Origin of the sequence: Sporosarcina sp. P12(2017) (assembly GCF_002743035.1) — a bacterium.
Lineage (GTDB): Bacteria > Bacillota > Bacilli > Bacillales_A > Planococcaceae > Sporosarcina > Sporosarcina ureae.
Genome location: NZ_PDYL01000002.1, coordinates 34,609 through 56,687, shown reverse-complemented (window position 1 = coordinate 56,687; position 22,079 = coordinate 34,609). Strand labels below are relative to the sequence as shown.

Below are 22,079 nucleotides of genomic sequence, written 5' to 3'. Positions count from 1 at the left end.
TATGACGCGTTTTGCTCTTGTTTTAGGGGCATCTGGAGGAATTGGGGAAGCAGTCTGTAAACAACTAGCGGAAGCAGGATGGTCTTTGTATTTGCATTATAATGCGAATAAAACTGACCTTGATCTATTGCGTTTGGAGTTAGAAAAGACGTATCCTACCCAGCAATTCCGTAGTGTGCAAGCTGATTTTAGAGTGGAGCAAGCAGCAGAACAATTGGCGGCTAGCATTCAAAGCGTTCAAGCAATTGTGGTAGCCAACGGTCAAGCAGTCGTAAAACTATTATCGGATACAAGTGCAATGGACATGGCGGAATTGTGGCAGGTCCATATGCAAAATCCAGCCCGGTTAATCGCGCTGTTATCCGAAAAACTACGCAAGTATGATGTTTCCTATATCACATTTATAGGATCAATATGGGGCAGTGCGGGAGCTGCAGGTGAGGTAATGTATTCGGCAGTCAAAGGTGCCCAGCATGCCTTCGTTAAAGCATATGCAAAGGAATCTGCCTATTCGGGCATACGGGTCAATGCCATTGCGCCAGGTTGGATTGACACCCGCATGAATCAGGAGTTTTCTACGGAGGAGCGTCAAATGGTACTCGATCAGATTCCGCTTTTGTCAGTCGGAACACCCCAGGAAATAGCGAATATGGTCGAATTTATGCTGAGTGGCAAAGCAGACTATATGACAGGTGAAATAATTCAAATCAATGGTGGCTGGTATATTTAAGGCCTTGGGAAAAGGACAATGCCTGTTGTCCTTTTCTTTTTTTCTTTTATTCGCTTACGCTATCCGCTATTATAGAACTAAGTGCATACTTGTGCATTCTGGAAAAAAGTAGTTTTATGAAGGAGTGTGTTGAATGGGAGAATGGTATGTCGAATATGAGTTACAAGTCAATCGGCCTGGGTTACTAGGTGATATTGCTTCCTTGCTTGGTATGCTGCGAGTTGATATTGTGACCATTAATGGGGTGGATGGCAGATACCGTGGTATGCTCGTTCACACTGATCATGATCAGCAAATTAAGCGTTTCGAGTTAATCGCTTCTACTATGGATGCGATTGTCATCCATAAGATTAGGGAACCTAAATTGCGTGATGTATTGGCTGTTCGTCATGGACACTATATTCAGCGCGGTACAGATGATCGAAGAACCTATCAATTCATTAGAAGTGAGCTTGGAATTTTAGTGGACTTTTTAGCCGAGATTTTTAAACAAGATGGTCATAAGCTAATTGGTGTTCGCGGGATGCCACGAGTTGGCAAAACAGAATCCGTAGTAGCAGCAAGTGTTTGTGCCAATAAAAAATGGGTCTTTTTGTCTTCTACAATGATTAAACAAACGATCAGAACGAGTATGATGGGGGATGAGTTCTCAGACGATAACATCTTTATACTTGATGGAATCGTGACACGAAAAACCTCTGACGAACGTCATATGCAATTAGTACGGGAAATCATGGGCTTGCCGACAATTAAAGTGGTCGAGCATCCGGATATGTTCGTGAAGCAATCTGAATATACAATTGAAGATTTTGATATTATCATAGAGTTACGTACAACTGTGGATCAAGAAATCAGTTACGACATTCTAGAAAAGAATGATCCGATAACCAACCATAATCCTATGGGCGGTTTTAATATGTTTAATTGATTGAAATGAGTTAGGTGGGTGTTAAGTTTGATCGGAATTGGTGCTCGTTTAAAAGAAGCGAGGATTTCAAAAGGATTGACGTTAGAAGACTTGCAAGACAGTACGAAAATTCAACAACGTTATCTGTCGGCAATTGAAAATGAAGAGTTTCAAGTTATACCTGGCGCTTTCTACGTTCGTGTTTTTATTAAACAGTATGCAGAAGCGGTGGACTTGGACGCGGATGAAATACTGAGTCTGTATCAAGATGAGTATGAACCTGCAGTGCAGGAGAAACAGGAAAGCGTTGTACCAGCAACTATGCAACGTAGTGCAGGTTCAAAGCAGAATAACCAATTAAGAGATGCAATGCCAAAAATAATTGTTGCACTATTTATCTTAATGATTTTTGTTATTGTTTATACTTTATTAAGAGACAAAGCGACAGAGCCAGCTATAGATCAGGAGTCATCGGAACCTGGTTCTTCAGTTGTGACTGATGAACAAGGTTCAGTGGGAGTCGACAAACCTAAGCAGCCATTTGAACACGCTTCGACTGTGGGTGAAACATCTACATTCAAATTGACTGATACTAATAAAATCACCTTGATTGTCAAGGCAACAGGGAAATCTTGGATTTCAGTAACAGACCAAGACGGCGTAGAACGGATGCCTGAACCAAGCGGTGCCCGGGTAGTACAAGAAGGCGAAACAATTGAAATTGAAGCAAACGATGCAGAAAGTTTGAGAATACGAGTTGGTAATTACGAAAACGCAGAACTGACTGTTAACGGTCAACGCGTAGATTACCCAACAGAACTCATTCCACAAAACATCGTGCTAAAAAAGCCATAGAAAAATAGTCATCTAAAAAGGTGACTATTTTATTCTTTACAAATAGAATGTACCGTTAGGAAGGTGGACATGTAATGAATTTACCAAATAAGATTACGCTCTCTAGAGTATTTATGATCCCTATTTTCATCCTTTTTCTTACAGTGGACTTTGGATGGGGCATGATTCAGTTAGGTGGAGTAGAAATGCCTATTGAACATTTGGTGGGCGCGATCATCTTCATCATAGCTTCTACAACTGACTGGCTAGATGGTTACTTAGCAAGAAAAAACAATTTAGTGACAAATATGGGGAAGTTTTTGGATCCGTTAGCCGATAAATTATTAGTCTCAGCTGCATTTATCTTATTAGTGGAATTGGGGACGGCTCCTGCATGGATCGTCATCATCATTATTAGTAGAGAATTTGCGGTTACAGGATTACGTTTAATTTTAGCAGGTGGTGGTGAAGTGGTAGCAGCCAACCAATTAGGTAAAATTAAAACAGTTGCGCAAATTCTAGCGATTACATTTCTTTTATTGCATAATATTTTCTTCGAAGCGATTGGTATTCCATTCGGAACGATTATGTTATACATAGCACTAGTGTTTACAATCTGGTCAGGTGTTGATTACTTCATTAAAAATCGTAAAATTTTAGTCGAGTCAATGTGAGGAGGAACGGTATTCATGAGAGCAGAAATAATTGCGGTCGGATCTGAACTTCTATTGGGGCAAATTACCAATACAAACGCAAGGTTCATATCGGCTAAATTGGCTGAAGTTGGGATTGATGTGTTTTGCCACACGGTTGTAGGGGATAATCCTAAACGTTTGTCACAAACAATTCAATTAGCTCAGCAGCGTGCAGATATTCTCATCTTTAGTGGAGGCCTCGGACCGACAAAAGATGACCTTACAAAACAAACTATTGCTCGTGAATTGGGTTGCGAGCTTGTAACTGATGACGAAGCGATGAAGACTATCGAAGATTATTTTACTCACGTAGGCAAAGTGATGACAGAAAATAATAAACAGCAAGCTCTTGTATTAAAAGGAGCTACGGTATTGCCAAATCGAAATGGCATGGCACCTGGTATAGCAATAGGCAAAGAAGATAAACAGTACATTTTATTGCCAGGCCCACCTCATGAAATGGAGCCCATGTTTGAACACGAAGCGATTCCATATTTACTTGGTGTATACGGAAAACACGATGTAATTTCTTCTAAGGTATTGAAGTTGCAAGGAATTGGCGAATCGGAATTGGAAGTCCGTATCCAGTCCATTCTTGAGAAGCAAACGAACCCTACAATCGCACCGTTGGCTTCACCAGGCATGGTCAAGCTACGCATTACCGCAAAAGCCAAAACGGAAGAAGAAGCACAGAAATTAATATTGCCTGTAGAACAAGAAATTCGCTCTATTGTTGGGGAGTTTATTTATGGTGTAGATGAGGATACGCTTGCTTCCAAAACGACTGAACTTTTGCTTCAAAATGACTGGACTATTTCTGCGGCAGAAAGTCTAACTACCGGAATGTTTATGGCGGAACTTGGTTCAGAAGCAGGAATCGGCAACGCGCTAAAAGGTGGCGTTGTGGTGTATAATAAAGAGATGAAAATCGAGCAATTAGGCGTTTTACCTTCATTGCTTGATTACCATGGGATAGTCAGTGCAGAGTGCGCTGAAGCTATGGCTGAAAGTGTTAGAGAACGATTTACCACGACATTTGGAGTGAGTCTGACAGGTGCAGCGGGTCCTGAACCACATGATGGACAGCCACCTGGTACAGTTTGGATCGGTATTGCAGCAGAAGGTATGAAGACAGCATCTTTCAAACTGCAGCTATCAAGTTCTCGTAATTCAAATCGTAAACGTTCCGTTCAATTTGCTTTACATTATCTCATTCAAGCAATAAAAGAGAAAAAAGAACTGAAGTATTGAATTTTGCTATTGAATTAGCTATCAAAAATCAATTCATCCCAGCTTTTTGTGCTTGTTTTTCAATTTCTATATCCAATTCATCGAATACCCGTTCGTTTAATTCTTGTGTATTACGTTGAGAAAAGGTATACTAAGAGTAGAAAAAGAGTTTGAGGAGGAATTATAATTGAGCAATCGTAAAGCGGCATTAGATATGGCATTAAAACAAATAGAGAAACAGTTTGGTAAAGGTTCTGTCATGAAAATGGGAGAAAAAACAGATCTTCAAATTGATACATCCTCATCCGGTTCACTGGCTTTGGATGCCGCACTAGGAATAGGCGGATATCCACGTGGACGAGTAATTGAAATATATGGACCAGAGAGTTCTGGTAAAACAACTGTTTCTTTGCATGCAATTGCAGAAGTGCAAGCAAGCGGTGGTACTGCGGCTTTTATTGATGCGGAACACGCATTAGACCCTGTTTATGCAAAAAAACTAGGTGTTAATATCGATGATTTACTATTATCACAGCCAGATACGGGTGAGCAAGCATTGGAAATCGCAGAAGCACTTGTTCGTTCAGGCGCAGTAGATATTGTCGTAGTGGACTCGGTAGCAGCACTTGTTCCGAAAGCAGAAATCGAAGGCGAAATGGGAGACGCACACGTTGGTTTGCAAGCTCGTTTGATGTCTCAAGCGTTGCGTAAACTTTCTGGTGCAATTAATAAATCAAATACTATTGCTGTATTCATTAACCAGATTCGTGAAAAAGTAGGCGTCATGTTTGGTAATCCAGAAGTAACGCCTGGTGGACGTGCATTGAAGTTCTATGCTTCTGTTCGTCTTGAAGTACGAAGAGGTGAAGCGATCAAACAAGCTAATGATATTATGGGTAACAAAACAAGAATCCGTGTCGTGAAAAATAAGGTAGCTCCTCCATTCCGTACAGCGGAAGTAGATATCATGTATGGTGAAGGAATTTCAAAAGAGGGTGAAATTCTGGATCTTGGCTCAGAGTTAGAAGTTGTCCAAAAGAGTGGTGCTTGGTATTCTTATGAAGGCGAGCGTTTAGGACAAGGTCGTGAAAACGCGAAGCAATTCTTGAAGGAAAACTTGAAAATGCGTGATGAAATCGCATCCAAGATTCGTGAATCATACGGTTTAAATGCTACAAACTATGTAATCGCAGCGCATGATGAAGAAGATGAGCTTGATGACTTACTAACACTTTCAGAAGACAAGTAAGCTATTCATGTAAAACCGCCAATTTTCGATTGGCGGTTTTTTTATAAAAAGAGCTTTATTTTAGAAGTAATTAACATGTATAAGTATGACGTACTTTGCCTTGTCATGGAATTAAAAATCCAAATAAATAAATATGCGAAGTGGACAGTGGGAATACTCGAGCAAACCAAACAAAAAGCTTCAGTAGTATCATTTTTCCATTATCATTCCTTGACACAATAAAAATACAACTATACAATTAAAGTGGCGTATTATATACGTCCTATATTTAACAAACCAATCAATTGTTTTTGGCGGTATATTGATTTTAACTTAATTCAGCAATATGAAAAATTAAGTAAAAAGTAGTGACATCAATAGAAATTTGGTCCCGAAACAACAGGTTTTCTACTACCCGTTGGATTAAGTTAAGCCTTCGGCGTTTTCACAGATCGTCGGGACGTTACCGGGAAGCTCCGGTAACAAGTAAAGTGAATATATTCGCCGTGGCAAAATTGATTATACGAGCCGACTGAAAAGAAAAGAATAAGCAGAAGGAGGTGACCTCAATGGGTATTGAAATACTCATCTCCGTTTTGCTAAGTCTCATCGTCGGTGCAGTTGTTAGCTTTTTTATATTGAAAAATGTGAATGATTCAAAAGTAACTGGTGCCAAGCATACTGCCAACCAACTCGTCGAAGAGGCGAAGCGTGAAGCGGAGTCAGTGAAGAAAGAGGCACTGTTAGAAGCGAAAGATGAAACTCACGAACTGCGGATTGAAGCAGAAACAGAAGTCCGTGAGAGAAGGACGGAATTACAGAAACAGGAAAACCGTCTCTTGCAACGTGAAGAAAACCTTGATCGCAAGGATGATGCGCTCAATAAAAGAGAAGCAGGTCTAGAGCGCAAAGAAGATGCGCTATTAGAAAGACAACAGCATATTGAAGAGATGGAACGCAAAGCGGAACAACTCGTTACTACACAGAAGACTGAATTGGAAAGAATCTCTTCGTTAACAAGAGATGAAGCAAAGCACATTATCTTGGAAGATGTAGAAGAAGAGCTTTCTACTGATATTGCTGTCATGACAAAAGAGTCCGAGCAACGGGCTAAAGAGGAATCTGAGCGTAAAGCACGCGAGATCCTATCATTAGCATTGCAACGGTTTGCGGCAGATCATGTGGCAGAAACAACAGTCTCCGTCGTTAATTTACCGAATGATGAGATGAAAGGTCGCATCATTGGTCGTGAAGGGCGAAATATTCGTACACTTGAGACGCTTACAGGGATTGATCTGATTATTGACGATACGCCAGAAGCTGTCATTCTTTCCGGTTTTGATCCAGTTCGAAGAGAAACAGCAAGATTGGCCCTGGAGAAATTAGTTCAGGATGGACGAATCCACCCTGCGCGTATTGAAGAAATGGTCGACAAATCCAGAAGAGAAGTGGACGAGTTAATCCGAGAAAAAGGAGAACAAACTACATTCGATGTAGGTGTTCACAACTTGCATCCGGATATGATCAAAATTCTTGGTCGTTTGCACTTCCGTACGAGTTACGGGCAGAACGTCTTGAAACACTCTATCGAAGTAGCCTATTTAACTGGCTTACTGGCAGCAGAGCTTGGAGAAGACGTTACACTTGCTAGACGTGCCGGTTTACTTCATGATATTGGTAAAGCGATCGACCATGAGGTAGAAGGTAGTCACGTACAAATTGGTAAAGAGTTAGCAGTGAAATATAAAGAACATCCAGTTGTCATTAACAGTATTGCTTCTCACCACGGTGATGAAGAAGCAACTTCAGTAATAGCTGTACTTGTAGCAGCGGCAGATGCATTATCCGCAGCAAGACCAGGTGCTCGTAGTGAAACACTGGAAAACTATATAAAGCGACTGCAAAAACTTGAAGAAATTTCGGAATCATACGAAGGTGTTGAGAAGTCATTTGCCATTCAGGCAGGACGGGAAGTGCGAATCATTGTTCGCCCCGAACAGATCGATGATATTACCGCACATCGCTTAGCACGTGATATACGAAAACAAATCGAGGAAGAATTAAACTATCCAGGGCATATCAAAGTGACGGTCATACGGGAGACCCGCGCAGTAGAGTATGCAAAATAATACCTAACACAAAACAGCTTCCGGTTCGTTTGGAAGCTGTTTTCATTTTGGAAAGAGGTTGTTACAGATGAAAGTACTATTTATTGGAGATATCGTAGGATCAATGGGAAGAGAAATGGTGATTGATTATTTATCGCGTTTGAAACGCAAATATCAAGCGGACGTGATCATCGCAAATGGTGAAAATGCAGCTTCAGGTAGAGGAATTACTAAGTCCATATATCATGATTTATTGCATGCTGGAGTAGATGTCATCACGATGGGTAACCATACTTGGGATCAACGTGAAATTTATGATTTTATAGATGAAGTGGATTACTTGATTCGTCCTGCTAACTTCTCAGAACAAGCACCAGGTAAAGGCATGACATCAATAACAAAAAATGGCGTTACTCTTTCCGTAATTAATTTACATGGCCGCACATTCTTGCCGCCACATGACGATCCATTCGCAAAAGCAGATGAATTAGTGGAAGAAGCCTTGCAAACATCACCGTTAGTCTTTGTAGATTTCCATGCAGAAGCAACAAGTGAAAAGATTGCAATGGGCTGGCACTTAGACGGAAAAGTATCCGTTGTCGTAGGAACACATACACATGTACAAACTGCTGACGATCGAATTTTACCAGGAGGGACTGCATATTTAACAGATGCAGGAATGACTGGCCCATACGATGAAATATTAGGAATGAGAAAAGAAGACGTATTATATCGCTTCTATACTAACTTGCCAACGCGCTTTGAGGTACCGAAAAGTGGAAGACCACAGCTAAACGGTATGTTCGTAGAATTGGATGACAAAACCGGCAAGGCACTCAAAATTGAGCGAATTCGAATTAATGAAGATCATCCGTTCAAAAACTAATTATCTAGGTGTCTAAATCCTCCTTGCCTATCATAGGATGTTGTATGGAATATACACGTTCCATAGACATTGCAAAATAAGGAGGAAATATCGTGAGTCCCTTAAAAGTATCATCTCGCTCAAATCCGAACTCAGTAGCAGGAGCATTGGTTGCAGTTATTCGTGAACAAGGCTATGCGGAGATCCAGGCAGTCGGTGCTGGAGCATTAAATCAAGCAGTGAAAGCAATTGCAATCGCAAGAGGATTCGTAGCACCAAGCGGAGGCGACCTAATTTGCGCGCCTGCCTTCACCGATATCGAAATTAACGGGGAAGCTAGAACGGCGCTCAAACTTTTCGTTGAAAAAAAAGTTCGTAAGTAGAATATAAAAGACCACGATCTTTCGTGGTCTTTTTTTCATGACAAACCAGCGACAATTTTCCGCTTTGCTGTCATATCAGACAAAAGTTCAGTATAATAACATCAGGTATGCTTATTTCCCGATAAGTAATAGAAAGGGGCTTCTGCAATGAATGAAGAACAGCGCTTGCAAGCTGGACTCGCAACGAAAGACCAATCGAAACCAGACATCATAGAAAAAGACTATAGCAAATATTTCGAGTCTGTGTATAGCGGGCCTTCTCTAAAAGACGCAAAAAAACGCGGGAAAGAAGAAGTGGAATATCACGATAACTTTCAAATAGAACAACGCTTTAAAGGAATGGGACAAGGTCGAAAATTCTTTATTCGAACATTTGGCTGTCAAATGAACGAACATGATACGGAAGTGATTGCAGGGATTCTTATGGCATTGGGATATGATGCTACTGACAATGTTAAAGAAGCAGACGTTATACTGCTCAACACATGCGCAATCCGTGAAAATGCCGAGAATAAAGTATTTGGTGAATTAGGTCATTATAAACCACTCAAACTGACGAACCCTGATTTATTAATCGGAGTATGTGGCTGCATGTCACAAGAGGAATCCGTTGTAAATAAAATTTTAAAAACGTATGATCAAGTGGATATGATTTTTGGAACACATAACATTCATCGCTTGCCGAACATCTTACATGAAGCGTATATGTCTAAAGAGATGGTTATTGAAGTGTGGTCCAAAGAAGGCGACGTAATTGAGGACTTGCCAAAAGTCCGTCATGGTAAGATTAAAGCATGGGTTAATATCATGTATGGTTGTGATAAGTTCTGTACGTATTGTATCGTGCCGTATACGCGTGGTAAAGAACGCAGCAGACGACCAGCAGATATCATTCAAGAAGTTCGCCAGTTGGCTGCCCAAGGGTATAAAGAAATCACCTTACTAGGGCAAAATGTGAATGCGTACGGAAAAGATTTTGATGATATTACGTACCGTCTTGGTGATTTGATGGATGAGTTACGATTAATTGATATACCGAGAATACGTTTCACGACGAGTCATCCTCGCGATTTTGATGATCACTTGATAGAAGTGCTTGCCAAAGGTGGGAACTTGGTTGACCATATTCATTTGCCGGTACAATCAGGTTCAACTGATATACTGAAGATCATGGCTCGCAAATATACACGGGAAAGCTATTTGGAACTAGTTGATAAAATTAGAACTGCAATTCCTAATCTATCGCTCACAACGGATATTATTGTAGGATTCCCAAATGAAACGGAAGAACAATTCGAGGAAACGTTGTCACTCTATCGTGAAGTTGGGTTTGATATGGCATTCACATATATTTATTCGCCACGTGAAGGAACACCGGCTGCGAAAATGCAAGACAATATACCGATGGAAGTGAAGAAAGAACGCTTGCAACGCCTGCTCAAACTAGTGAACGACATGTCTGCAGAAGCAATGAAGCCATACGAGGGACAACCTGTTAAAGTGCTAGTTGAAGGTGAAAGTAAGAGAAATCCTGATGTACTGGCAGGCTACACAGAAAAAAGTAAATTAGTGAATTTTGTAGCACCACGTTCTGTAATTGGTGAGATCGTAGAAGTTCGTATTAAAGAAGCAAAATCATGGTCACTCAATGGTGAATTCATTAGAGTAGTCCAACAAGAAAAGGTGATGGGATAATGGAAAAGAAGTTTACGAAAGATGAAATCATAGAAAAAGCACGCGATTTGGCACATATGTTGGCAAACACAGAAGAAGTAGAATTTTATAAACGTGCAGAAGCACAAATCAATGAAAATCAAAAAGTACGCGAAAAAATCGCTAGTATGAAATCTCTTCAAACACAGGCAGTGAATTTCCAAAACTACGAAAAAGAACGTGCATTAAAAGCAATCGAAAAGAAAATCGAACAAGTTCAAGGTGAAATTGATGCGATTCCATTGGTACAAGAATTTAAACAGTCTCAAGACGAAGTGAATAACTTACTTCAATTAGTTTCCAATACAATTGCAAACAGTGTGACAGATGAAATTATTGAGTCTACTGGCGGCGATCTATTACGCGGTGAAACAGGATCATACGTAGAGAATACGCAAAAAAAATCCCTATCTTAAATAAAAAATCGGCTAAGGAGAAAATTCCTTGCCGATTTTTTTCAATTTCTGGGCTGCTGTTGCATAGGATGGATAGAAGCCAAAGAAGGAGGAAGAAAACTGAAAAACTTACGACAAATTGTGACGAAAGCTGTTATTGCCAAAGGGAAGCATCGATCGGAAACTACTGAGTTGCTGAAGCCACCCAATCGTCCTTCCAGCATATTGGGTTGCTGGGTGATCAATCACACGCAACAAGCAAAGAAAGTCGGCGCGTATGTAGAAGTGACGGGTAGTTTTGACGTGAATGTTTGGTACTCGCATCATGATCATTCCAAAACGTCTGTCTTTACTGAATCGATTCCTTATAAGGATAAGATCTCATTGCATTACCGAGATGAGCCGACATCCGCTAAAGAAGAAACGATTGTCACGGTATTACAGCATCCCAACTGCACAGAGGCCAGTATTTCTGAATGTGGCCAAAACTTCTCCATTTCCATTGAAAGAGAATTATTAGTTGAGATGATTGGTGAAACAAAAGTTTCTGTAACCATTCATCCCGATCCATATGATGAAGAATGGCCGATACTAGAAGCAGAATCTTCTTCTGTTGTGATGGAAGATAAAAAGAATAAAGAAGTGCCGAATCAAGAGAGGCCTCACCAACCACCACAACGTAAAGATTCACCATTTTAAAAGCCGGAGTTACACCGGCTTTTTTTGTTTGATTTTTTCGCATGAAGATAAAGAAATGATGCAGGTCAAGTTAATTTTCCAATAGTAGATGTAGTCTATATATAGGAGGGACCTATGGCAAAGTTAAATTGGCTTATCGTTTTATTTACCTTGACACTGCTTACATCATGCGAGATAGGAAATGAAATACAAACTCTTACAGCTCCTTCGCCCGAACAGGAAGTAGAATCGAATGAGCAAGGTCTGACATTCTTGATCTCTTAACGTAATACGAGGAAGGTATGCCGATATTCTACAAGATATTGAAGAATGACAATCAAACCATGTATGGATATGATGAATACTAATAAATAGAAGCATTCAAAAATGACGAGTGGTACACTCTGATGCATTCTGATTCCATGTTTTATAAGAATCCACATTTTACTAATTCGGGTTATTTGCTAGCGCCGAGAAAAAATATACAACAATCGTTTTCTATAGAAACTCTTGGAGTAATACTCGTAGCCGGAGAGTATCGCCTAGTGAAAATATTTTTAATACCTGGATCTACTGGTAAATAATAGCGACATAATTATAAGCCATTCTAGCAAATCAAATGCGGGGGTGGTTTTAATTTGTTTTCTACAGAATTATTTATGTCTATCTTCCTATTAGAACTATTTCAACCCCTTTTGATTCGTTAACCCTTAGGGTGTTTGGTATAATGAATAGAAAATGAGCGAGAAAAAGAGGGTTTACCATGTCTGAACATACACCAATGATGCAACAATATTTGAAAATTAAAGAGCAATATACAGACGCATTTCTATTCTTCCGTTTGGGGGACTTCTATGAAATGTTCTTTGAAGATGCCGTTAACGCATCTGCATTATTAGAGATCACGTTAACGAGCAGGGATTCAGGTGCACGGGAACGTATACCAATGTGCGGCATACCTTATCATTCCGCGACCGGATATATTGAAACATTAATCCATAAAGGTCATAAAGTAGCGATATGTGAACAAATGGAAGACCCGCGAAACGTTAAGGGAATTGTTAAACGTGAAGTCGTTAAAGTTATTACACCTGGTACATTAACGGAAGGTAAAACAATTGATGTCGAAGCCAATCATTTCATCGGTGCCATCGATAGCTTAGGGAATCAATGTTATGCATTAGCGTATCTTGACGTCGGTACTGGAGAAGGAAAAGTAGAGCTGATTGAAGGAAGTGAGCGAACGCTACTGGCAGAAATCGAAGCTCTTGGCATGAAGGAAATTATCGTTGATCAACAACTTCATGTTATTTTGGCAGAACTGTTTGAAAGTCGCGAGATTATGCTTTCAATTGAAGATACGGAGCATTCAGAATCAATTGGTCATGATACATATGACCATCTCCCAGATGAGTTGCAAGAAGCTTGCCGTAAATTGCAATCGTATCTACTCCGTATGCAAAAAATGGTGTTTGGTCATATTCGACCTTTCATCTATATAGAGAAAGATGCAAAGTTATCAATTGATGCGAACTCGATGCGGAATTTAGAGCTCGTACAAACTATTCGTACCGGCAAAAAGGAAGGAACATTATTCTGGGTACTTGATGAAACTGTTACGGCGATGGGCGCGAGGAAGTTACGGATGTGGATTCATCAACCTTTGGCACAGCGCCAAGCGATTGAAGAACGTCTAGAAACTGTAAATAACTTAGTTGATGAGTATTTCTTGCGTGAAGAATTATTAAAGGAATTACATGACGTTTATGATGTGGAACGCCTTGCAGGAAGAATTTCTATGGGCAGTGCTAGTGCACGTGATCTTGCGCAGCTACGAAACTCCTTGTCGCATATACCGAAAATAAAACAGTTGCTTGAAGAATCGAAACGTCCTATGTTACAGCGTTTTGCTGATCGAATGGATCCTTGCGGGGAAACATTCCAACTGTTAATGGATGCTATTGCAGTAAACCCACCCATATCTAGTAAAGACGGTGGATTGATTTTGGATGGCTATCATGAAAAACTAGATGAGCTTCGAAGTGCATCCCGTAACGGAAAGACATGGCTAGCACAGCTTGAGCAGAAAGAGCGGCAACTGACAGGGATAAAAACATTGAAAATCGGCTATAATCGGATCTTTGGCTATTATATTGAAATTACTAAATCCAATATTCATTTAGCCGACTTGTCTCGCTACGAACGTAAACAGACACTCGCAAATGCGGAGCGATACATAACGACGGAACTGAAAGAAAAAGAAGAACTAATCCTAAACGCGGAAGCGGACAGCCAGACATTGGAACTGGACTTATTCCAGTCGATTCGCGAACAAGTGAAGGACGATGTACAGCGCATTCAACAGTTAGCCTCAGTGATCAGTGAACTGGACGTCTTACTATCATTTGCTAAGGTATCCGAAAAGAATCAATATGTCCGACCAGAATTCCATACAGGGAAGGCTGTCAACATTCAAAACGGCCGACATCCAGTCGTTGAAAAAATGATGAATCATTCACTGTATATTCCAAATTCTTGTACGCTAGCTGAAGAAGAAAATATGTTGCTGATTACAGGTCCGAACATGTCCGGTAAAAGTACGTATATGCGTCAAGTAGCTTTAACTGTAGTGATGGCTCAAATTGGTTGTTTCGTCCCTTGTGAAGAGGCTACACTGCCTATTACAGATCAAATCTTTACACGAATAGGAGCCGCAGATGACGTAGCCTCTGGACAGAGTACATTTATGATGGAAATGATGGAGTCTCAATATGCATTGGCTCATGCGTCGTCCCACAGCCTATTGTTGTTTGATGAAATCGGGCGCGGAACTTCAACGTATGACGGGATGGCACTCGCACAAGCGATGATGGAGTATATTCATGAGGAAATCGGAGCCAACACACTATTTTCTACCCATTATCATGAATTAACACAATTGGAGGATGTATTAGATCGCCTACTTAATGTCCATGTCGCTGCCAAGGAGCAAAATGGTAAAGTCGTATTCCTACACAAAGTATTACCCGGTGCAGCCGATCGAAGCTACGGGATTCATGTAGCTGAATTAGCAGGTCTTCCTGCAGACGTAGTGGGACGTGCGAAAACCTTATTACAGCGATTTGAAGAGGATAGTACAACGAAAGGCATGTCATCTGTGTCGGAGCAGCTCGCTTTGTTTGATACGGATAGCGAACCGATTGTTTCAGTAGATACAAAAAAATTGCTCGATGAAATTGAAACGGTAGATTTGATGAATATGACACCGATGCAAACGATGCAAAAAATGATGGAATGGAAAGAACGCCTGACGGTAGATAAGAAGGGGTGAAGCGGATGAATCAAATTCACATCATGGAAGACACACTAGCCAATAAAATTGCGGCGGGAGAAGTGGTGGAACGTCCTGCTTCCATCGTCAAGGAACTAGTGGAAAATGCGATTGATGCGCAAAGTACCAAAATCGAAGTAACTTTAGTAGAGGCAGGTTTATCTTCGATTCGGGTGACCGATAACGGCAAGGGTATGTCCGAAGAGGATGCAATCCGCTGTTTCGAAAGGCATGCTACTAGTAAAATAACTAATGAGTATGACTTGTTTCGAATACGTACGCTCGGGTTTCGCGGAGAGGCATTAGCAAGTATCGCGGCAGTATCAAAAGTATCATTATGGACTTCAGATGGTGTAGAAGGTGCAGTTGTAGAGATTGAGGGCGGTAAAGTACTGAAACATCAAGCGGGGGCTTTACGAAAAGGTACAGACTTTCTCATACAACATCTATTCTTCAATACGCCAGCACGTTTAAAATATATGAAAACCATTCAGACGGAACTCGGACATACGATAGATTTATTGAATCGATTAGCGCTGAGTCATCCTAACATTTCCTTTACACTAACTCACGATCATCATGAAGTTCTTAGAACATCGGGTTCAGGTGACATATTACGGGTATTATCAGATATATACGGTGTCGGAGTTGCGCGGAAAATGATACCGTTTCGAAAAGAAGATGCTGATTTCAAGGTGAAGGGTTTTATCACACTTCCTGAGATGACACGCGCATCTAAAAATTATATTTCACTTCTAATGAATGGCCGTTGGATTAAAAGCTATGCGGGAACGCAAGCAGCTATCGATGCGATGCATACGTACTTACCTATTGGTAGGTATCCCATTGCGGTCATTGATATTACAGCCGATCCCATTTTGACAGATGTCAACGTCCATCCCGCGAAGCGACATATCCGTATTAGTAAAGAAGGGGAGTTACTCTCTTTAATAAAGGGAGCAATCAGAGAGGCTATTCAAGGAGTCACTATTATTCCTGACGCTGTAAAGAAAGAGAAGCCTGTTAAAAGAGACTCAGAACAACAGACGATTTGGACACCTTCTTATCGCCGGCCGGAAGTGACGGTCCCATTAGAAGGACAAGAAATACAGCCATCCATTGCACACGTGGAAGAGCCTATTATAGAGCAAGCAACACCGGTCTTCCCAGAAGCTATTTTTGAACCGCAGGAAGAATCCGTGCCGCGAGAGTCTGGTGTCTATGAGCAGGAACAGCAGGAAATGAATCATTTCCCTTCAATTGCACCGATCGGACAAGTTCACGGGACATATATAGTGGCCCAAAATGAAGATGGTTTTTATTTGATCGATCAGCACGCAGCGCAAGAACGAATTAAATATGAATATTTTAAAGTGAAACTTGGTCAGGTGGATGCAGGTGAACGTCAGCAATTGCTTTTACCCCTGGTTTTTCATTACTCAGCTGATGAGCAAGTAAAGATCGAAGAGTGTAAAGATGCATTGGAAGAAGTCGGTGTATTTTTGGAAGCATTCGGGCCAGCGACGTATACCGTGAAAGAATATCCTTCATGGTTCCCTGAAGGACAAGCTACCTCGATTATAGAAGAAATGATTGAGCAAGTACTTGAGAAACGCAAAGTCGATGTCGAGAAATTGCGTGAAGAAAGCGCCATTATGATGAGTTGTAAAAAATCTATTAAAGCAAACTATTACTTAAGGCAAGAAGATATGGAACGATTACTAACTGATCTAGGGGCTTGTCATAATCCTTATACATGTCCGCATGGTCGTCCGGTATTGATCCATTTTACAACGTATGAATTAGAGAAAATGTTTAAACGAGTGATGTAACAGAGCACATCAGAAAGGAGCGATTATATGTTTTCTACATTAGAAAGATCAAGCAGAATTCAGGACTTGAGAAACTTTTCATTCGATGTTTTAGTTGTCGGTGGAGGGATTACAGGTGCGGGTATCGCATTGGATGCGGCTGCGAGAGGATTTTCGGTTGCCCTTATTGATATGCAAGATTTTGCGGCGGGAACATCTAGCCGTTCAACAAAACTGATACATGGTGGCTTGCGCTATTTAAAACAATTGGAAGTGAAAATAGTGGCAGAAACGGGAAAGGAACGAGAAATCGTTTTCCGTAATTCTCGAAATATCACGAAATCAAGACCTATGCTATTGCCGATCTATCAAAAAGGAACGTATGGCAAGTACTCTACTTCGGCTGGACTTCTCATCTATGATTTACTAGCAGGTGTAAAGCCTGCAGAACGACGTGAGATGTTGACGAAAGAAGAAACGGCTGAACTTGAACCACTACTGAAAAAGGAAGGGTTACAAGGTGGCGGGCATTATGTGGAGTATCAGACCGATGATGCACGTTTGACGATTGAAGTACTGAAGAAAGCAGCAGAAAAAGGTGCGCTTTGCCTAAATTATATGAAGTGTGAACAATTCAACTTTGAGAAAGATCGTATCGTTGGGGCAGTCTTAAGTGATCAACTAACCGGCGACCGATTTTCCGTAGAGGCTTCTATCGTGATCAATGCATCAGGTCCATGGGTTGACGAGTTGCAAAAGAAAATCAGCAGCAAACATAAGAAACGATTGCATATTACGAAAGGTGCCCATATTGTAGTAGATCGATCTATATTCCCGTTGCAGCAAGCAATTTATTTTGATAACTCGGATGGGAGAATGTTATTCGCCATTCCGCGAGATAATAAAGCGTATATCGGTACGACTGATACATTTTATTCGGATAATAAACAGCATCCTACAGCGACAGAAGAAGATATACACTACATCATTAATGCGGTACGCGAAATATTCCCAAGCATTCATCTTCAACGAAAACATGTGGAATCTACGTGGGCAGGAATTCGTCCATTGATTGCGCAAGAAGGTAAGGATGCATCTGAAATTTCAAGAAGAGATGAAGTGTGGGAAACAGTTCCTGGATTGCTGACGATTGCAGGAGGGAAGTTAACAGGCTACCGGCAGATGGCGGAAGTCGTAGTGGATCGAATTAATGAACAGCTAGAAAAGCCATCTATCAAGCAATGTGAAACGAAGAATATCGCCGTTTCAGGAAGTGACTTTATAGACGATGCAGCGTTGAAGCAATTTATTGATCTACAGGCGGAACGAGCACCTCAGTTCGGCTTAACTCCACAGCAAGGAGCACGTCTTGCTGCGTTTTATGGTAGAAATAGTGATGAAATTTTCCAATTCGCCCACGCAATTTCAGCAGAAGAGAACAATTTGCCAATAAGTTTACGTGCAGAGATCTTATATGGAATTCATCGTGAAATGGTCACATCGCCAAGTGATTTCTTTATTCGTAGAAAAGGGGATTTATATTTCCAAATCGATGTGGTGGAGTCATTGGCGACACAAGTAACCGACTATATGGCAAAGTTGTTGCGTTACACGGACAGTGAGAAATCTATTCATGAAAATGACTTGAAAAATGCGATTGCGGAAGCGAAAGGAAGTGCACGTTCATGACAGACCAGTGGATAGAAATGCGTGATGGTACTAAAGTGTATAGTACAAGCTATACACCTGAAACTAGGCCAGTTGCTCGTGTGCATATCATTCACGGATTGGCAGAACATAGCGGTCGCTATAAAAGATTCGCAGAGTACTTACAGTCACAAGGGTATGTCGTTACGTTGCATGACCAAAGGGGACACGGTAAGACGGCTACAGAAAACGGTCCTGTATACGGCTATATAGGTAGGTCTGCCACATTTGATCAATTGGTGGATGATACGTTTGAAGTGAATCAAGCATATCAACTACAATACCCAGAGCTGCCAGCAGTACTATTCGGACATAGTATGGGTTCCTTTGTTGCAAGGCGTTATATCCAGCTATACGGTTCTACGCTAAGCAAAGTCATTCTATCGGGTACTGGAACCAATTCTAAGCTCACTGCACATGCTGCGATTGCATTCGCCGCGTATAGAGAAAATAAATTCCCTAAAGAGCAACCGGATAAATTTTTAAACGGTTTGGTGTTTGGCGAATATTCAAAACAATTTCCTGGGGAAGGTGAATTTGCTTGGCTATCACGCGATATAGAAAGTGTAGTTGATTACAAAGAGGATGAGGCATGTGGATTTGTTCCGACTGCTCAACTGTTTCGTGTGTTGATTGAAGGAATGAATTCATTGGAAGTGCCTGAATTCTTGTTAAATATTCCGAATGAATTACCAATTTTATTACTTTCAGGTACAGATGACTTAGTAGGAGACCGTGCTAAAGGTGTGTGGAAAGTAGCCAAACAATTCGATAAAGCTAATCAACAGCGAGTCACTGTACAGCTCTATGAAGGTGGAAGACATGAGATGCTTCAGGAAACTAACTATAAACAAGTGTATACAACTATCGTGGAATGGATGAAACGACATGAACCTACCCGTTGAGGTACTAGCAGTAGTAGGGCCGACTGCTTCAGGGAAAACAGCGCTCAGCGTGGCACTTGCAAAACTATTTAATGGAGAAATCATTAATGGTGATGCGATGCAAGTATATAAAGAATTGGATATCGGTACGGCAAAGATTCACTGTTCTGAGATGCAAGGGATTCCACATCATTTCTTTGATGTAAAAGAACCAACAGAATCATTTTCTGTAGCGGAATATCAACTAGCAGTCAGGCAATGGATTGCCGATATTCAATCTCGCGGAAAATTACCTATTATTGTCGGTGGCAGTGGAATGTATGTTCAGTCGGTTTTATTCGATTATCGATTTACAGAACAAGCAGCTGATCCGAAAGTGCGAGTGCGTTTAGAGCGAGAGCTTGAATCAGAAGGCGCAGATGTATTGCACGCAAGACTAGCAGAATTGGATCCGAAAAGTGCAGAGAAAATTCATCCAAATAATCATAGACGTCTAGTGCGTGCGCTTGAGATACTCGAAGTGACGGGTCAAACAAAGCAAGACCATGAACAACAACAAGGGAATCAGCCTATGTATCATTCCTTAATTATTGGATTAGATCTTCCTAGGGAATTACTATATGAGCGAATCAATCTGCGTGTAGAACAAATGGTTCAAGCGGGATTATTTAATGAGGTACAGCAACTCTGGAATAAAGGAATTCGTCAAAATCAATCAGTACAAGCAATAGGCTATAAAGAACTGATCTCCTATTTTGATGGACTATTGACAAAACAGCAGGCAATAGAAGCGGTAATGAAAAACACACGCAATTATGCAAAAAGGCAGCTGACCTACTTCCGCAATAAATTGCCTGTCCAGTGGGTAGATGCGAATCAGTCGGGGGAAGAAGTTTTTCAAACAACTTGTAAGATAATAAAGGATTTTCAGAAGTGAGTATGGAATAACTAAATAACAGGGACAAGGAGGCAATTGAATGGCACAAGGAAATATGCAAGATACATTTTTAAATTCCTTACGTAAGAACAACACATTCGTTACAATTTTTTTACTAAATGGTTTTCAATTGAAAGGTCTCATCAAGTCATATGATAATTATACGGTTCTATTAGAAACAGATGGTAAACAACAGCTTATTTATAAGCATGCTATTTCTACGTATGCGCCAGCAAAACCAGTTATTTTAAAAGACGAACAATAAACAGGCGCTTGCCTGTTTTTTTGTTGTCTTTCATTTGGTATATAGACTTCATCTGGTAAAATAGAATATGATCAAATGAAATGAGGTACTACATATGCAAATTACACCCATTAATGAAGAATTACTAACAAAATCACAAGAAGCGGAAGAACTAATCGCTCCGTATGTGAAGAAAGTAGAAGAAATTGCGTTTTTTAACCAAAGAAAAGTCTTACAGGCATTCAAGAAAAATCAAGTAAGCGACTTTCATTTATCAGGCTCAACAGGTTATGGCTATGACGACAGTGGCCGTGATGTATTGGAACAAGTGTATTCGGATGTGTTCGGAGCGGAAGACTGTCTTGTAAGAAATCAAATTATCTCGGGCACGCATGCCATTACAATCAGCTTGTTCGGGATATTGCGCCCAGGTGACGAACTACTTTATATTACAGGTAAACCATACGACACGTTGGAATCTATCATTTCCGGCAACGGCAAAGATACGGGTTCACTTGAGGATTTTCAGATTTCTTATCAGCATATTGATTTGAACGAGGATGGTTCTGTTGATTACGAGAAAGCAAAAGAGACGATTTCAGAGAAGACGAAAATCGTAGCGATCCAACGTTCGAAAGGCTATTCAAGTAATCCATCATTCAGAATCCATGAAATTGAAGCGATTATTAAAGAAATCCGCAAAATGAAAGAAGATGTCGTAGTCTTTGTAGACAATTGCTATGGAGAATTTGTGGAAATGAAAGAGCCTGTAGAAGTTGGAGCAGATCTAATGGCAGGCTCGCTCATAAAAAATCCAGGCGGTGGACTTGCTAGAACAGGTGGTTACATTGCAGGCAGAAAAGACTTGGTTGAAAAGTGTGCTTATCGTATGACTTCTCCAGGCCTTGGAGCTGAAGCAGGGGCTTCACTCGATACGTTACTTGAGATGTACCAAGGATTCTTCTTAGCGCCACACGTAGTCAGTCAGGCGGTTAAAGGCGCGTTATTCACATCGGCATTTTTCGCAAGCTTCGGTATGGATACAACACCGCATTACAGTGAGCTTCGAACGGATTTAATTCAATCGGTGAACTTTTTAAATGCTGAACAAATGATTGCGTTTTGTCAGATGATCCAGCAAAACTCACCAATTAATGCTCAATATGCCCCAGAGCCATCTTACATGCCCGGTTATGCTGATGACGTCATCATGGCTGCGGGTACATTCATTCAAGGTTCCAGTATTGAGTTGACAGCTGACGGTCCGATCAGACCGCCATACACAGCATATATTCAAGGTGGATTGACTTATGAACATGTAAAATCTGCAATACTAGATTCGATGGAACAATTGCTTGAAAAGAAGTTGGTATAAAGAAAAAAGTGTATCGAAAACCTC

At 40.8% G+C, this 22,079-nt stretch carries 21 protein-coding genes; all 21 read left to right on the top strand.

Annotated elements, in window-relative coordinates; translation table 11 throughout:
* The first annotated feature begins 1 nt into the window (after position 1).
* The 21 genes from ymfI to CSV80_RS01635 all read left to right on the top strand — a co-directional run bounded on the left by ymfI (position 2) and on the right by CSV80_RS01635 (position 22,055).
* Positions 2-730, top strand: a complete 729-nt coding sequence (gene ymfI / locus CSV80_RS01725) for an elongation factor P 5-aminopentanone reductase (RefSeq protein ID WP_099669350.1) — start codon at positions 2-4, stop codon at positions 728-730.
* Positions 731-863: 133 nt separating this feature from the next.
* The gene (locus CSV80_RS01720) at positions 864-1,658 is read left to right on the top strand and encodes a DUF3388 domain-containing protein (protein WP_099669349.1); all 795 of its coding nucleotides are present in this window, start codon (positions 864-866) and stop codon (positions 1,656-1,658) included.
* A gap of 27 nt (positions 1,659-1,685) precedes the next feature.
* Complete coding sequence (locus CSV80_RS01715; protein WP_158231844.1) at positions 1,686-2,492, top strand: helix-turn-helix domain-containing protein; 807 nt, start codon at positions 1,686-1,688, stop codon at positions 2,490-2,492.
* A gap of 74 nt (positions 2,493-2,566) precedes the next feature.
* Positions 2,567-3,145, top strand: a complete 579-nt coding sequence (gene pgsA, locus CSV80_RS01710) for a CDP-diacylglycerol--glycerol-3-phosphate 3-phosphatidyltransferase (RefSeq protein WP_029053144.1) — start codon at positions 2,567-2,569, stop codon at positions 3,143-3,145.
* A 15-nt stretch (positions 3,146-3,160) separates the two neighbouring features.
* The gene (locus CSV80_RS01705) at positions 3,161-4,417 is read left to right on the top strand and encodes a competence/damage-inducible protein A (protein WP_099669347.1); all 1,257 of its coding nucleotides are present in this window, start codon (positions 3,161-3,163) and stop codon (positions 4,415-4,417) included.
* Between the two features lie 166 nt (positions 4,418-4,583).
* Positions 4,584-5,645 carry a recombinase RecA gene (recA, locus tag CSV80_RS01700; RefSeq protein ID WP_099669346.1) on the top strand — a complete coding sequence of 354 codons (1,062 nt, stop codon included), beginning with the start codon at positions 4,584-4,586 and terminating at the stop codon, positions 5,643-5,645.
* 548 nt (positions 5,646-6,193) lie between these two features.
* The gene (rny, locus tag CSV80_RS01695; RefSeq protein WP_099669345.1) at positions 6,194-7,753 is read left to right on the top strand and encodes a ribonuclease Y; all 1,560 of its coding nucleotides are present in this window, start codon (positions 6,194-6,196) and stop codon (positions 7,751-7,753) included.
* 67 nt (positions 7,754-7,820) lie between these two features.
* On the top strand, positions 7,821-8,618 hold the full coding sequence (locus CSV80_RS01690; protein WP_099669344.1) for a TIGR00282 family metallophosphoesterase: 798 nt from the start codon (positions 7,821-7,823) through the stop codon (positions 8,616-8,618).
* Positions 8,619-8,710: 92 nt separating this feature from the next.
* Positions 8,711-8,980, top strand: a complete 270-nt coding sequence (locus CSV80_RS01685) for a stage V sporulation protein S (RefSeq protein WP_099669343.1) — start codon at positions 8,711-8,713, stop codon at positions 8,978-8,980.
* 147 nt (positions 8,981-9,127) lie between these two features.
* Positions 9,128-10,675, top strand: a complete 1,548-nt coding sequence (gene miaB, locus CSV80_RS01680; RefSeq protein WP_099669342.1) for a tRNA (N6-isopentenyl adenosine(37)-C2)-methylthiotransferase MiaB — start codon at positions 9,128-9,130, stop codon at positions 10,673-10,675.
* Positions 10,675-11,109, top strand: a complete 435-nt coding sequence (locus tag CSV80_RS01675; protein ID WP_029053137.1) for a YlbF/YmcA family competence regulator — start codon at positions 10,675-10,677, stop codon at positions 11,107-11,109. The genes miaB and CSV80_RS01675 overlap by 1 nt, the downstream gene beginning before the upstream one ends.
* 120 nt (positions 11,110-11,229) lie before the next feature.
* Positions 11,230-11,787: an outer spore coat protein CotE gene (gene cotE, locus CSV80_RS01670; protein ID WP_029053136.1), complete on the top strand. Its 558-nt coding sequence runs from the start codon at positions 11,230-11,232 to the stop codon at positions 11,785-11,787.
* Positions 11,788-11,901: 114 nt separating this feature from the next.
* Positions 11,902-12,051 carry a hypothetical protein gene (locus CSV80_RS17450; protein ID WP_158231843.1) on the top strand — a complete coding sequence of 50 codons (150 nt, stop codon included), beginning with the start codon at positions 11,902-11,904 and terminating at the stop codon, positions 12,049-12,051.
* An 86-nt stretch (positions 12,052-12,137) separates the two neighbouring features.
* Positions 12,138-12,350: an immunoglobulin-like domain-containing protein gene (locus CSV80_RS18135; protein WP_369802799.1), complete on the top strand. Its 213-nt coding sequence runs from the start codon at positions 12,138-12,140 to the stop codon at positions 12,348-12,350.
* 179 nt (positions 12,351-12,529) lie between these two features.
* Positions 12,530-15,097, top strand: a complete 2,568-nt coding sequence (gene mutS, locus CSV80_RS01665; RefSeq protein WP_099669341.1) for a DNA mismatch repair protein MutS — start codon at positions 12,530-12,532, stop codon at positions 15,095-15,097.
* A gap of 5 nt (positions 15,098-15,102) precedes the next feature.
* Positions 15,103-16,929: a DNA mismatch repair endonuclease MutL gene (mutL, locus tag CSV80_RS01660; RefSeq protein ID WP_099669340.1), complete on the top strand. Its 1,827-nt coding sequence runs from the start codon at positions 15,103-15,105 to the stop codon at positions 16,927-16,929.
* Between the two features lie 27 nt (positions 16,930-16,956).
* Positions 16,957-18,597, top strand: a complete 1,641-nt coding sequence (locus CSV80_RS01655; protein ID WP_099669339.1) for a glycerol-3-phosphate dehydrogenase/oxidase — start codon at positions 16,957-16,959, stop codon at positions 18,595-18,597.
* Complete coding sequence (locus tag CSV80_RS01650; RefSeq protein WP_099669338.1) at positions 18,594-19,520, top strand: alpha/beta hydrolase; 927 nt, start codon at positions 18,594-18,596, stop codon at positions 19,518-19,520. Before CSV80_RS01655 ends, CSV80_RS01650 begins: the two co-directional genes overlap by 4 nt.
* Entirely contained in the window at positions 19,504-20,436 is a 933-nt protein-coding gene (miaA, locus tag CSV80_RS01645) for a tRNA (adenosine(37)-N6)-dimethylallyltransferase MiaA (RefSeq protein ID WP_099669337.1), read from the top strand. Before CSV80_RS01650 ends, miaA begins: the two co-directional genes overlap by 17 nt.
* A 40-nt stretch (positions 20,437-20,476) precedes the next feature.
* Positions 20,477-20,701, top strand: coding sequence for an RNA chaperone Hfq (hfq, locus tag CSV80_RS01640; RefSeq protein WP_029053130.1), 225 nt, complete (start codon positions 20,477-20,479; stop codon positions 20,699-20,701).
* A 94-nt stretch (positions 20,702-20,795) separates the two neighbouring features.
* Positions 20,796-22,055 (top strand): methionine gamma-lyase family protein, encoded by a 1,260-nt coding sequence (locus CSV80_RS01635; protein WP_029053129.1) that lies wholly within the window; start codon positions 20,796-20,798, stop codon positions 22,053-22,055.
* The last annotated feature ends 24 nt before the right edge of the window (positions 22,056-22,079 follow it).